12 protein-coding genes and 1 pseudogene are annotated in these 12589 nt (G+C 58.4%); 3 read left to right on the forward strand and 10 right to left on the reverse strand.

Annotated elements, in window-relative coordinates:
• From AB5Y76_RS15110 to AB5Y76_RS15155, 10 genes and pseudogenes are all read right to left on the reverse strand, one after another.
• A pseudogene (locus AB5Y76_RS15110) lies at positions 1-191 on the reverse strand (IS3 family transposase); the annotation flags it as partial.
• A 116-nt stretch (positions 192-307) separates the two neighbouring features.
• Positions 308-502, reverse strand: a complete 195-nt coding sequence (gene yacG, locus AB5Y76_RS15115) for a DNA gyrase inhibitor YacG (protein WP_005336142.1) — start codon at positions 500-502, stop codon at positions 308-310.
• Positions 503-511: 9 nt separating this feature from the next.
• Positions 512-1234: a cell division protein ZapD gene (gene zapD, locus AB5Y76_RS15120; protein WP_005336141.1), complete on the reverse strand. Its 723-nt coding sequence runs from the start codon at positions 1232-1234 to the stop codon at positions 512-514.
• Positions 1235-1271: 37 nt separating this feature from the next.
• Positions 1272-1886, reverse strand: coding sequence for a dephospho-CoA kinase (gene coaE, locus AB5Y76_RS15125; protein WP_167573347.1), 615 nt, complete (start codon positions 1884-1886; stop codon positions 1272-1274).
• 12 nt (positions 1887-1898) lie between these two features.
• On the reverse strand, positions 1899-2771 hold the full coding sequence (locus AB5Y76_RS15130) for an A24 family peptidase (RefSeq protein ID WP_368177748.1): 873 nt from the start codon (positions 2769-2771) through the stop codon (positions 1899-1901).
• A gap of 61 nt (positions 2772-2832) precedes the next feature.
• Positions 2833-4074, reverse strand: a complete 1242-nt coding sequence (locus AB5Y76_RS15135) for a type II secretion system F family protein (RefSeq protein WP_005336136.1) — start codon at positions 4072-4074, stop codon at positions 2833-2835.
• Between the two features lie 240 nt (positions 4075-4314).
• Positions 4315-6021 carry a PilB family type IVa pilus assembly ATPase TapB gene (gene tapB, locus AB5Y76_RS15140; protein WP_139474347.1) on the reverse strand — a complete coding sequence of 569 codons (1707 nt, stop codon included), beginning with the start codon at positions 6019-6021 and terminating at the stop codon, positions 4315-4317.
• A 3-nt stretch (positions 6022-6024) separates the two neighbouring features.
• Entirely contained in the window at positions 6025-6399 is a 375-nt protein-coding gene (locus AB5Y76_RS15145) for a prepilin-type N-terminal cleavage/methylation domain-containing protein (protein WP_167557146.1), read from the reverse strand.
• A gap of 315 nt (positions 6400-6714) precedes the next feature.
• Positions 6715-7590 (reverse strand): carboxylating nicotinate-nucleotide diphosphorylase, encoded by an 876-nt coding sequence (gene nadC / locus AB5Y76_RS15150; protein ID WP_167557145.1) that lies wholly within the window; start codon positions 7588-7590, stop codon positions 6715-6717.
• A 3-nt stretch (positions 7591-7593) separates the two neighbouring features.
• On the reverse strand, positions 7594-8064 hold the full coding sequence (locus tag AB5Y76_RS15155) for a TIGR02281 family clan AA aspartic protease (protein WP_167557144.1): 471 nt from the start codon (positions 8062-8064) through the stop codon (positions 7594-7596).
• Positions 8065-8194: 130 nt separating this feature from the next.
• Here AB5Y76_RS15155 and ampD point away from each other — a divergent pair, with 130 nt between their 5' ends.
• The 3 genes from ampD (at position 8195) to aceE (ending at position 12553) form a co-directional block, all read left to right on the forward strand.
• Positions 8195-8770 (forward strand): 1,6-anhydro-N-acetylmuramyl-L-alanine amidase AmpD, encoded by a 576-nt coding sequence (ampD, locus tag AB5Y76_RS15160; RefSeq protein WP_236382360.1) that lies wholly within the window; start codon positions 8195-8197, stop codon positions 8768-8770.
• A gap of 278 nt (positions 8771-9048) precedes the next feature.
• On the forward strand, positions 9049-9813 hold the full coding sequence (gene pdhR, locus AB5Y76_RS15165; protein ID WP_005336127.1) for a pyruvate dehydrogenase complex transcriptional repressor PdhR: 765 nt from the start codon (positions 9049-9051) through the stop codon (positions 9811-9813).
• A gap of 79 nt (positions 9814-9892) precedes the next feature.
• Positions 9893-12553: a pyruvate dehydrogenase (acetyl-transferring), homodimeric type gene (gene aceE / locus AB5Y76_RS15170; protein WP_005355086.1), complete on the forward strand. Its 2661-nt coding sequence runs from the start codon at positions 9893-9895 to the stop codon at positions 12551-12553.
• Positions 12554-12589: the final 36 nt, after the last annotated feature.

Below are 12589 nucleotides of genomic sequence, written 5' to 3' on the forward strand. Positions count from 1 at the left end.
ACAGAAGCCCCCTGGCTCCAATCTTGCCGACCATGTTTACGCAACCATACCAGAACGGTGGAGCGGCCCTGAATGCCATAACGCACCTGAGCCTGTTTGTAGGTGAGCTCGCCTTTTTCAATCTGCTCGACCAGTGCCAGTTTAAAAGTCAGCGAGTAATCGCGCTGTGTCCGTTTCACACCTTGTCCCATCGGGTTCTCCATTTATTGGGGGGAAAGGTGTAAACCATATTCAGGACGGGACACAAACATGAAAAAAGGGCCAATCGGCCCTTTTTTCATGTTGCAGAGGTGGGTGGCCAGGGGACTTATAGCCACTGATCGCCCTCTTCCGGCTCCGGCAGCAGATCCGGGTTGATCTCCCCCGGGATCCGCTTCTCTTCATCGGCCCATTCGCCGAGATCGATCAGCTGGCAGCGCTTGCTGCAGAAGGGGCGGAACGGACTCTGCGGGCCCCATTCCACTTCGCTCTGACAGGTCGGGCACTTTACCTTGGTGACCATAAGCCCTCCTTAGCAGCAGGCGAGCTGGAACGGCACGTCGCCAATCGGCTGTTCTGCGGTGGGTAGAAAGCGCAGGGCGAAGCGGTTCTTGTGGCCGCTCAGGGTCGGGTAGCAGAACAGATTGCCCGGTAGCTTGATGCGGATCAGCTCGGCGCTCTCGGCGGTGTCCTGGAAGAAACCGTTGCTGGCAACCTGCTCACTGAAGCTGCCTGATTCGCGCCACAGGCGCAGCAGCAGAGTGATGGCATTCATCAGCAGATTGATATCGCTCAGCCAGCCCTGCATCTGCTGGTGACGGGTGATGGCCGGGGTACCGAGCCAGTGGTGCAGCTGCGGCACATCGAAGGCACACAGACCACCCGGGATGGAGAAGCGCTGGCGGATGGAGCCGAGCAGACGATCCTCTTTCAGGCGGGCACCCGGGCGTGGCGAGTTGAGCAGGTTGCGGGAGAGCTGGCTGCTCTCTTGCTGCATCAGTTTGATCTGCTCCAGATCGACATCGGGCAGGCTGGCCCAGTGGCTCAGACGCTGGCCGAGACGCTCCAGATCCTTGATGAGGTCGGCGCGCAGGTCACCACGCTCCAGCAACTCCTGCAGATCGAACAGCCCCTTGAAGAAGGCGATATGTGCCCAGGATTGTTCACTCTCCAGATTGTCGCGGATCTGGGAAAACAGGGACTCCAGACGAAGATAGGTCCGGCTTTTTTCATTGAGGGGGAAATCGTAAATCATGCCTAATCCTGGCCAGCCATAAACCGGCCTAGTGTACTCACACTTGGCGGCCTTGTTGAGAGGCAATTGCCAGATATGTCTCGTGCAGCGCCAAAATCCGCGTTTTAATCGTCATTTCGCTGCCATTGTAGTTTTCGATGACATCATCCGCCGCCGCGAGGCGCTCCGACCGACTCGCTTGGGCGGCGATGATGGCCTTGGCTTGCTCGGCCGATACCCCATCACGGCGACAGGTGCGCTCAATCTGGGTGGCTTCATCCACATCGATCACCAGCACCCGGTTGGCGAGGCCAGTGAGTTTGTTCTCCACCAGCAGCGGCACCACCAGCAGGCAGTAAGGAGAACTGGCTGCGGCACACTGGCGCAGCATTTCGCTGCGAATGAGCGGATGGAGCAGGGCATTGAGCCACCCCTTGGCCTGCGGGTCGCTGAAGACCCGCTCGCGCAGGGCACGACGGTCGAGTTGACCGCTAGGTTCAATCACATCAGGGCCAAAATGGTCGGCGATGGCGGCAAGGGCCGGGGTGCCCGGCTCGACCACTTCACGGGCGATCACATCGGCATCCACCACCTCGATACCCAGCGCGGCAAACTGATTGGCGATAGTGGTCTTGCCGCTGCCGATACCACCTGTGATAGCAACTACATACATGGGGCCTCTTGCTCAAAGCAGGGTAGAGAGATACCAGCGGGTGATGGTATCGCCCCACAGCAGGGCGATCCAGCCCGCGATGGCGAGGTAGGGGCCGAAGGGAATGGGCTTGCCCTGATGGTGTTTGTGCAAGGCGATCAGACTGATGCCGATCACGGCGCCGACCAGGGATGAGAGCAGCAGAATTATGGGCAGCGCCTGCCAGCCGAGCCAGGCGCCCAGTGCCGCCAGCAGCTTGAAGTCGCCATAGCCCATCCCCTCCTTGCCGGTTAGCAGCTTGAAAGCCCAGTAGAGGCTCCAGAGCACCAGATAGCCGGCCATGGCACCAATCACGGCATCCGCCAGCGGCACGAAACCACCAGCCAGATTGAACAGCAGCCCGCCCCACAGCAGTGGCAGGGTGAGCTGGTCGGGCAGCAGCATCTTGTCGAGATCGATGAAGGTGAGGGCGACCAGCACCCAGGTCAGCAATAGGGCGGCCAGTGTGCCCCAGCCCGGCGTTATGACCATGGCAACGGCCACCGAGAGCAGGGCGGTCAGCAGCTCTACCAGCGGATAGCGGGCCGAGATGGGGGCCTGACAGTCACGGCAATGCCCTTTGAGCCAGAGCCAGCTCCACAGCGGGATGTTCTCCAGCGCAGTGATGGCGTGGCCACAGTGAGGGCATGCGGAGCGGGGGACCATCAGGTTGTAGCGCTCTGGCGCAGTGGCCTCCTCATCGGGGGAAAAGTAGCTGCGATATTCGGCCTGCCACTCCCGCTCCAGCATGATGGGCAAGCGGTGGATCACTACGTTAAGGAAGCTGCCGATCATCAGGGAGAAGAGAAAAACCAGCGAGAAGTAGAGCCATGGCAAGCCGTGAGCCAGCTCGAGAAGAAGTGTCATAACCAACCGTCAGTTATTGAATGAGGGGGAGGGCATGGTTGTGGTGCCATGCCCTGATAAATCAGCCTACCACGTCGCCAAGCTTGAAGATGGGCAGGTACATGGCGATAACCATGCCGCCGACCAGCACCCCGAGCACCACCATGATGAGGGGTTCCAGCAGGCTGGTGAGGCCATCGACCAGATCATCCACCTCCTGTTCGAAGATGGTGGCGACCTTGGAGAGCATATCATCGATGGCGCCGGACTCCTCACCGATCATCACCATCTGGATCACCATGTCGGGGAAGAGATCGACGGTGCGCATCGCCACGTTGATCTGCATACCGGCCACCACCTCGTTGCGGATCGCCATGACCGCGGTGCGATAGACATAGTTACCAGAGGCCCCAGCCGCCGAAATCAGCGCATCTACCAGCGGGATACCGGCGGAGAAGGTGGTCGACAGGGTGCGGGCAAAGCGGGCCATGGCCGCCTTGTGCAGGATCATCCCGACCACTGGAATGGTGAGGACGAACTTGTCGGTATTGTCTTTCACCTTCTGGGAGGCCCGCCAGGCCCGCACGTAAAGGAAGATACCAAGGGCGGTGCCACCAAAGAAGACATACCACCAGTTCTGCATAAAGCGCGAGATGCCGATAACAAACTGGGTGAACACCGGCAGCTCGGCGCCGAAGCTCTTGAAGATATCCTCGAACTGCGGAATGACGAACAGCAGCAGGATGGAGGTGACCACGATGGCGACCAGAATGACCATGGTGGGGTAGAACATCGCCTTTTTGATCTTCGACTTGAGCGCTTCCGACTTTTCCCGGTAAGTGGCAATACGGTCGTAGATGGTCTCCAGTGCACCGGATTGCTCACCGGCTTCCACCAGATCGCAGTAGAGATCATCGAAATAGAGAGGATGGCGGCGCAGTGCCTCCGACATGGGGGTACCGGTCTCCACATCGGCGGCAATCTGTCCCATCAGCTCGCGCATCGAGGCTTTCTCGTGGCTGCGGGCGATGATCTGCAGGCTCTGCACTAGCGGTACGCCGGCGGAGAGCATGGTAGTTATTTGGCGGGAGACGATGGCGATATCCATCGGTTTGATCTTGGCGCCGCCCTTGGAGAAGAGCCCCTGGGATTTCTTGGCTACCTTGGTGACGTTGACCCCCTGCTTGCGCAGTTCGGTCTTGACGGTGTTGATGCTGTCGGCCTGCAGCTCGCCGGAGACCTTCTGCCCCTTGCGGTTTACCCCGTGCCAGCGGAAGGCGAAGACTTTCTTGGGGGCATTGTTCTTTTTCGTTAGGGTTGCCATCTTTGCATCCTGCAATGGGGTTGGTTGTCAGAGTCGGACTCCGCACGTCACCAACCTGGTCAAGGTGCCCGACTGGCTTGATGCCTGCGGGGTACTGATAGGGTGGGTGGTACCTTCTTGGCGCCAGCCCGGTCACTTTAATACCTGATTATTCTGTCGCTCGGGTTGTCATCCATAGCGAGTTTGTGGGTGAATGATGCTTTGTGCCAACCAAACCGGCGGGTCGTGACGTCACACGGATCAGTTGGTGGTGACCCGGTTGACCTCGGCCAGACTGGTGACCCCGAGCCGGGCCTTCTCCAGTCCCGAGGTGCGCAGGGTGCGCATCCCCTCCTTCTGCGCGATAGCGGCGATTTGCAGGGAGTTTGCCCCCTGCATGATCAATTTGGCGATGTTCTCCGACATCAACATGATTTCGTAGATGCCGACCCGCCCCTTGTAGCCGCCGGAACACTCCTTGCAGCCGACCGGTTTGAACAGTCGAAGCCCTGCCGCCAGTTGCTGCGGCGTAAAGCCCAGCTCCAGCAGTTCGGCTTCCGGCACCACTTCCGGCGCCTTGCAGTGATCGCATAGTTTACGGGCCAGCCGCTGGGCCATGATCAGGGTCACCGAGGAGGCGATGTTGAACGCGGGCACCCCCATGTTCATCATCCGGGTCAGGGTCTCGGCGGCGGAGTTGGTATGCAGGGTGGAGAGCACCAGGTGGCCGGTCTGCGCCGCCTTGATGGCAATCTCGGCGGTTTCGAGATCGCGAATTTCTCCCACCATCACTACATCCGGATCTTGCCGCAGGAAGGAGCGCAGGGCGCTGGCGAAGGTGAGCCCCGCCTTGGGGTTGACCTGCACCTGGTTGACGCCGGGCAAGTTGATCTCCACCGGATCTTCGGCGGTAGAGATATTGACCTCGGTGGTGTTGAGAATATTGAGGCCGGTATAGAGCGAGACCGTTTTGCCCGAGCCGGTGGGGCCGGTCACCAGGATCATTCCCTGTGGCTTGGAGAGGGCGCGCAGGTACTGCGCCTTCTGCCGGTCATCAAAGCCGAGTTGCTCGATATTGAGGCGTGCCGCCGAGGAGTCGAGCAGACGGATAACGATCTTCTCCCCCCACATGGTGGGCAGGGTATTAACCCGCATATCCATCGACTTGTTGCGTGACAGCTTCAGCTTGATGCGGCCATCCTGTGGCAGCCGCCGTTCGGCAATATCGAGTCGTGCCATGACCTTGAGACGGGCGGAGAAGCGGTTGGAGAGGTTAACCGGCGGGGTAGCAATTTCATGCAGAATGCCATCGATGCGAAAGCGAACCCGATACTTGAACTCATAAGGCTCGAAATGCAGGTCGGAGGCACCGCGCTTGATGGCATCCATCAGGATCTTGTTGATGTACTTGACGATGGGAGCATCGTCATCGGCGGTATTGACGCTTTCGTCCAGCCGACTGTTCTCGTCGGAGACCTCGAGATCCGAAATCTCGGATTCATCGATATCCTCCATGCCGAGGGCATCGCTCTCGCTCTCCAGCAGCTTGCCGATGGCGGCGGTGAGCTTGTTCTCCTCCACTAGCAGCGCCTCGGTATGAAGCCCGAAGCTGAAGCCAAAGTCCTCCAACGCCGAGACATTGGTCGGGTCCGACATGGCGATATAGAGGGTGTGGCCCTGAGTGTAGATGGGCAGGACGTGGTGTTTCTCAATCAGCTTCTGATTGAGGTACTTCTGTGGGATCTCAGCCAAATCGAAGGCGGCAAGATCCAGCAGAGGTACCCCATACTCCAGCTCGCAGAAATCGGCGAGCGCCTTGCTGTCGAGGATCTCGTTCTCTATCAGAAATGTCACAAAGGGTTTGCGCTGGGCCTTGGCCTGGCTCAGATAGCGCTGGGAGTCCTCTTCACTGATCAGTGAAGAGGCGGCCAGGCTTAACGCCAGGCCGCTATTAGGGCTAGAGGTCATGCGTTAGCTACAGTTGGCGCCAGATATGGCTTGCCAAGTTACCTTCCCACTGCTGAGTTGGCCTGAGAGAGTACAGGAAATGTCAGAGATATCAGATGCACCTTGCCCAGTAATAGTTGCAACACCACTACTAGCAATAGCCCCAGAAACTCCCGCGACAAATTTGGACGCTGCGGCGGATGCATTGCATGGCAAAGAACTGGTTTGTGCACAGACTTCTAGCTCAGTTTTTACTTGTCCAATAGCAGAAGTTAGTTCAGTTGCTTTTGCTTTTTTAGTGTAGTTTTGATACGCCGGTAGCGCTACCGCCGCCAGAATGGCCACGATCGCGACCACGATCATCAGTTCAATAAGGGTAAAACCCGATTGTTTCATCATTTGAAATATCCTTTTATCCTTGGTTCCTGGGAAGTGTCGGTGGAAAATCATCCGAACGTCAGTATCTTATCCGAGCTGTCAGGGGTGGCAACAGAGATTGCTGCCTTTGTTAACTACTTTCATGTCATTTACCAAAAACTTGATGCGAGTCATAAAATAAGTGGCTTCTTATGACTCTTTGTTACGGGTGAAAGCGGGTCCGTCATTACACTCCTTTGCTGAGGGATCCTGCATAAAGAAAAGGCGCCCATGGCGCCTTTTGCAAGTTGTTTATCCGGTTAGGTCGAGTATTTGCTCAGGCCTGCGGGGTGAATCTCACTGCGGGATAAAGCGCATGGAGAGATCGAGCGCCCGCACATGCTTGGTGAGCGCCCCGACCGAGATAAAATCGACACCGGTGGCAGCAAACTCGGCCAAGGTGTCCAGCGTCACATTGCCGGAGACTTCGAGCTTGGTGCGGCCCTGATTGATGGCGACTGCTTCCCGCATCATGGTCACGTCGAAGTTGTCCAGCATCACGATATCGGCCTTTGCCGCCAGCGCCTGTTCCAGCTCTGCCAGTGATTCCACTTCCACCTCTACCGGTTTGCCCGGATTGAGATGACGAGCCTCGCTAATTGCCTCGGCAATGCCGCCACAGGCGAGGATATGGTTCTCCTTGATGAGATAGGCGTCATAGAGGCCGATGCGGTGATTCTTGCCGCCGCCACAGGTGACCGCGTACTTCTGGGCGGTGCGCAGCCCGGGGATTGTTTTGCGGGTGTCGAGCAGGCGGCAGTCAGTGCCCTCCAGCTCTGCCACATAGCGGGCAGTGAGGGTGGCGACGCCGGAGAGGGTCTGGACAAAGTTCAGGGCATTGCGCTCGCCGGTCAGTAGCAGGCGGGCAGGGCCGTGGAGGCGAAACAGCTCCTGATTGGGGGAGAGCACTTCGCCATCCTGCACCAGCCACTCCACCTTCACTTCGCCACCGAGCTGGGCCTTCAGTTGCAGGAAGACTTCATCGACCCAGGGCTGGCCGCAGAACACGCCGGCTTCACGGGTGATGACCCGGGCGCTGGCCATCCGGTCGGCCGGGATCAGCTGGGCGGTGATATCGGCGCTGGCGTCCGGTTGGTCCAGCGTGGTGAGGGCATCGCCCAGATCTTCGAGTAGTGCGGCGCGCACGGCGCGGCTGACATCCTGTTGAAACATGCCTTATTCCTGCAAGGGTCTGAGCAGCAGTTGCCGCTCCTTTTGAACCAGCTCCAGCCGACCGAGGGCGTTCATGCCAACCAGCACTTCGTCACCGTCTGCCGCCGGATTGATAAAGATGGCCAGATCGTACAAGGTCAATGGCCCCATCGCCAGCGTTTCGATGGTGCCGTTGCCGACCTGGATCTGCCCCGCGGCGGTATTGGCCTGGCTGCTGCCATAAGCGGTCAGGCCGAGCCGCTCGGCAACCTGCTGTGGGATGGTGATACGGGTGGCGCCGGTATCGAGCAGCAGTTGCACCGGCTGGCCGTTGATGGCACCCTCCAGACGATAGTGGCCGCTCTGGTCGGCTCGCAGCAACAGCTCGCCGCTGGCAGTGACACTTGGTTGGTTGCGGGAGTGAAAATAGAGGGTCAGCAGGCCCATCAAAGAGAGCCAGGCCAGTAACCACATCCAGCGTGCCGTGTGCTGCATACCCCATCCATATCGAGCGGAAGATGACTCAGCCTAACATACCATTTCCCGTTGATTCAGTGAGTTGGTGCCGGGTTGCCTATCAGGTATCTTCGTTTTTTCGCCATTTATCACCCAACTCGAGTAGCCGATGACTCAACTCGCTTCGCAACCTTGTTTCTCTATCGATGCCGCTGGCTGGTGCCAGCAGGCGCGCCGGGTGCCTTCTCCCCATCACAACGAACGGGCCGCCCCGGACGATATCTCCCTGCTGGTGGTTCATGGCATCAGCCTGCCGCCGGGGGAGTTTGGCGGTCCCTTTATCGACGATCTCTTTATGGGACGACTCGACCCTGAGGCTCACCCCTATTTTGCCGGTATCCATCAGCTGCGAGTCTCGGCTCATTGCCTGATCCGCCGTGATGGCGAGCTGGTGCAGTATGTGCCGTTCGGCGAGCGCGCCTGGCATGCGGGAGTATCGAGCTGGCAGGGGAGGGAGGCGTGCAATGACTTCTCCATCGGTATCGAGCTGGAAGGGACCGACGAGACCCCCTATACCGAGGCTCAATACCGGGCATTGGCAGGGCTCACTCGAGCTATCTCGGAGCGCTATCCGGCCATTACCCACGAAAAAATTGTCGGCCATTGCGATATCGCACCAGGGCGCAAGACGGATCCCGGAGCCAGTTTCCAGTGGGATTACTACCGTCAGTTACTAAACAGCTAAAGTAAATATTCAAATTTAGTTTGGGTTTTAAAATCAATGGCTTGCCTATCTGGCAGGCCATTCTTGTCTCTGGTTGCGCAAATGTTATTTGTGAGCGTGGTCAAGAATATTGGTCAGACCATTTTCTATGAGCTAAATCATGTTTCCCCTGCTTTACCTCTTAAGTGGCGGGGGCGATTCTTGACTCAGATCATCTTTTGAGTGGACTTTTCAAAAGGCCTCTGCTAATTTTCGCCCCATCCATAAAATTGGTAATACCAATTTAACAAAGTAGCCTCATGCCCTATCGCAAGATTACGCAACCCAAGTTGGCCGACTCCATTGTCGCAGAGCTGGAACAGATGATTCTGGAAGGCAGCCTGCAGCCGGGGCAGAAATTGCCTCCCGAGCGGGAACTCGCCATCCAGTTTCAGGTATCGCGCCCCTCCTTGCGCGAAGCCATCCAGCGACTGGAAGCGCGCGGATTGCTTTATCGCCGTCAGGGCGGCGGCACTTATGTGCAGAATGCCCTGAGCAAGGGGATCGCCGATCCTCTGTTCGAACTGCTCAGTACCCACCCGGAAGCCCAGTATGACCTGCTGGAGTTTCGCCACGCGTTGGAAGGCATCTGTGCCTACTACGCGGCCTTGCGGGGAACCGGGTCTGATTTCGAGCGTATTCGTCAGGTGCAAACCACCATCGAAGAGGCGGGCCAGCTGGGCTCGCTGGTGGCCGAATCGGCAGCCGTCACCCAGTTCTATCTGGCGGTGGCCGAGGCGTCCCACAACGTGGTGCTGCTGCACCTGCTGCGGGCCATGAGCCCGATGCTCGAACAGAACATTCTGCAGAATAACGAGATTTTGAATCGCCGCCCGGGAGTGGTAGCCAAGATACGTCGCCATCGCGCGAATCTGATCGAGGCTATTCTTTCGGGGGCTCCGGAGCGGGCCAGAACAGCTTGTCATGAGCATCTGGCCTTTATCGAGGACACCTTGTTGGATATGCAGAGGGAAGACAGCCGGATCCAGCGATCCATGCGTCGGATCCGTCAGCAGGAAAACTAATCCCACAAGGCTTTATTGTCGAATGCTTGCGCCCTTCGCCGTGCAATGCCGTGCAATCACAACAACATAGGAACCAGCCATGTCTGATATCCTGAAGAACGATGTGGACCCGATAGAAACGCTGGAGTGGCTTGCCTCTCTGGAATCCCTGCTGCGTGAAGAGGGTCCGCAACGCGCTCAGTTCATCCTTGAACAGTTGGCCGAGAAAGCCCGCGTAAGCGGTGTGGACGTGGCTGCCAAGGCAAATCGCGATTACATCAACACCATCCCGTCCAGCGACGAGCCGGACTACCCGGGTGACCTGGAGATGGAACGCCGCATTCGCGCCATCATCCGCTGGAACGCCATGATGATCGTGCTGCGCGCGTCCAAGAAAGACCTGGACCTAGGTGGTCACATGTCTTCCTTCGCTTCTTCTGCGACCATCTATGATGTCTGCTTCAACCACTTCTTCCGCGCTCGCAACGAGAAGGATGGTGGCGATCTGGTTTACTTCCAGGGTCATATCTCCCCGGGCATCTATGCTCGCGCCTTTGCTGAAGGTCGTCTGACCGAAGAGCAGCTGGACAACTTCCGTCAGGAAGTGGATGGCAAGGGTATCCCTTCCTATCCGCACCCGAAACTGATGCCGGACTTCTGGCAGTTCCCGACCGTATCCATGGGTCTGGGCCCCATCGCCGCCATCTATCAGGCTCGCTTCCTGAAGTACCTGACCGACCGTGGTATCAAGGATTGCTCCGAGCAGACCGTTTACGCCTTCCTGGGTGATGGCGAGATGGACGAGCCGGAAGCCAAAGGTGCCCTGACTGTTGCCGTGCGTGAAAAGCTCGACAACCTGGTGTTCGTGGTCAACTGCAACCTGCAGCGTCTGGATGGTCCAGTTGTCGGTAACGGCAAGGTCATCAACGAGTTGGAAGGCCTGTTTGCTGGCGCCGGTTGGGATGTCACCAAGGTTATCTGGGGTCGCAAGTGGGATGAGCTGCTGAAGAAAGACACTTCCGGCAAGCTGATCCAGCTGATGAACGAGACCGTGGACGGTGACTACCAGACCATGAAGTCCCGCGACGGTGGCTACATCCGTGAGCACTTCTTCAACCGTTATCCGGAAACTGCCGCGCTGGTCAAAGACATGACCGACGAGGAGATCTTTGCCCTGAACCGCGGTGGTCACGATCCTCGCAAACTGTTCGCCGCGTTCAACAAGGCGACCCAGACCAAGGGCAAGCCGACCGTTATTCTGGCCAAGACCATCAAGGGTTACGGCATGGGTGAAGCGGCCGAAGGCAAGAACATCGCTCACCAGGTCAAGAAGATGGAGCTGGACTCCGTGCGTCACCTGCGTGACCGCTTCAACCTGCCGGTGGCCGACGAGCAGCTGGCCGATCTGCCGTACCTGAAGATCGAAGCCGGTTCTGCCGAGCACAAATACCTGCACGACCGTCGCACTGCCCTGAAAGGCTATGTGCCGACTCGTCTGCGCGAAAGCACCACCAAGCTGGAAATCCCGGCACTGGATGCCTTCGGTCCGCTGCTGGGCGAGCAGGCGCGCGAAATCTCCACCACCATGGCGTTCGTGCGTTCCCTGAACGTGATGCTGAAAGACAAGTCCATCGGCAAGCGCATCGTCCCGATCCTCGCTGACGAAGCCCGTACCTTCGGTATGGAAGGTCTGTTCCGCCAGATCGGTATCTACAGCCCGCACGGTCAGCAGTACACCCCGCAAGACCGCGACATCGTTTCCTACTACAAGGAAGACAAGCAGGGTCAGGTTCTGCAAGACGGTATCAACGAGCTGGGCGCCATGTCCTCCTGGCTGGCTGCTGCGACCTCTTACAGCACCAACGACTGCCCGATGATCCCGTTCTACATCTACTACTCCATGTTCGGCTTCCAGCGGATCGGCGACATGGCGTGGGCAGCCGGTGACCAGCAAGCCCGTGGCTTCCTGCTGGGTGCAACCTCCGGTCGTACTACCCTGAACGGCGAAGGTTTGCAGCACGAAGATGGTCACAGCCACATCCTGGCGAACACCATCCCGAACTGCATCTCCTACGACCCGTCCTACGCCTATGAAGTGGCAGTGATCGTACAGGACGGCCTGCGCCGCATGTACGGTGAGAACCCGGAGAACGTGTTCTACTACATCACCACCCTGAACGAGAACTATGCCATGCCGGCCATGCCGGAAGGCGCCGAGGAAGGCATCCGCAAGGGTATCTACAAGTTGGAATCCGTCGCCGGTGCCAAGGCGAAAGTTCAGCTGCTGGGTTGTGGTTCCATCCTGGGTCACGTGCGCAAGGCTGCCCAGATCCTGGCCAGCGAGTACGGCATCGGTTCCGATGTGTTCAGCGTCACCTCCTTCAACGAGCTGGCCCGTGACGGTCAGGACGCGGATCGCTGGAACATGCTGCACCCGACAGCCGAAGCTCGCGTACCGTACATCGCTCAGGTACTGGGTTCCGAAGCCACCATCGCTGCGACCGACTACATGAAGTCCTTCGCCGATCAGGTTCGCGCCTTCGTTCCGACCGAGAACTACCGCGTGCTGGGTACCGACGGTTACGGCCGTTCCGACAGCCGTGCCAACCTGCGTCGTCACTTCGAAGTGAACGAGTTCTACGTGGTGGTTGCTGCCCTGACCGAACTGGCCAAGCGCGGCGAGGTAGACAAGCAGGTTGTGGCCGATGCCATCGCCAAGTACGGCATCGATGCCGACAAGGTCAACCCGCTGTACGCGTAAGTGGATCAAGGGTCGCGCCGTCATGCGGCGTGACCC

Source organism: Aeromonas sp. R1-2 (assembly GCF_040908505.1).
GTDB classification, from domain to species: domain Bacteria; phylum Pseudomonadota; class Gammaproteobacteria; order Enterobacterales; family Aeromonadaceae; genus Aeromonas; species Aeromonas veronii.

Coding starts and splice junctions, on each gene's coding strand:
- AB5Y76_RS15155 (WP_167557144.1), bottom strand. CDS start 8,064: ATGCAGCACACGGCACGCTGGATGTGGTTACTGGCCTGGCTCTCTTTG.
- ampD (WP_236382360.1), top strand. CDS start 8,195: ATGACTCAACTCGCTTCGCAACCTTGTTTCTCTATCGATGCCGCTGGC.
- zapD (WP_005336141.1), bottom strand. CDS start 1,234: ATGATTTACGATTTCCCCCTCAATGAAAAAAGCCGGACCTATCTTCGT.
- aceE (WP_005355086.1), top strand. CDS start 9,893: ATGTCTGATATCCTGAAGAACGATGTGGACCCGATAGAAACGCTGGAG.
- pdhR (WP_005336127.1), top strand. CDS start 9,049: ATGCCCTATCGCAAGATTACGCAACCCAAGTTGGCCGACTCCATTGTC.
- yacG (WP_005336142.1), bottom strand. CDS start 502: ATGGTCACCAAGGTAAAGTGCCCGACCTGTCAGAGCGAAGTGGAATGG.
- nadC (WP_167557145.1), bottom strand. CDS start 7,590: ATGTTTCAACAGGATGTCAGCCGCGCCGTGCGCGCCGCACTACTCGAA.
- AB5Y76_RS15130 (WP_368177748.1), bottom strand. CDS start 2,771: ATGACACTTCTTCTCGAGCTGGCTCACGGCTTGCCATGGCTCTACTTC.
- coaE (WP_167573347.1), bottom strand. CDS start 1,886: ATGTATGTAGTTGCTATCACAGGTGGTATCGGCAGCGGCAAGACCACT.
- AB5Y76_RS15145 (WP_167557146.1), bottom strand. CDS start 6,399: ATGATGAAACAATCGGGTTTTACCCTTATTGAACTGATGATCGTGGTC.
- tapB (WP_139474347.1), bottom strand. CDS start 6,021: ATGACCTCTAGCCCTAATAGCGGCCTGGCGTTAAGCCTGGCCGCCTCT.
- AB5Y76_RS15135 (WP_005336136.1), bottom strand. CDS start 4,074: ATGGCAACCCTAACGAAAAAGAACAATGCCCCCAAGAAAGTCTTCGCC.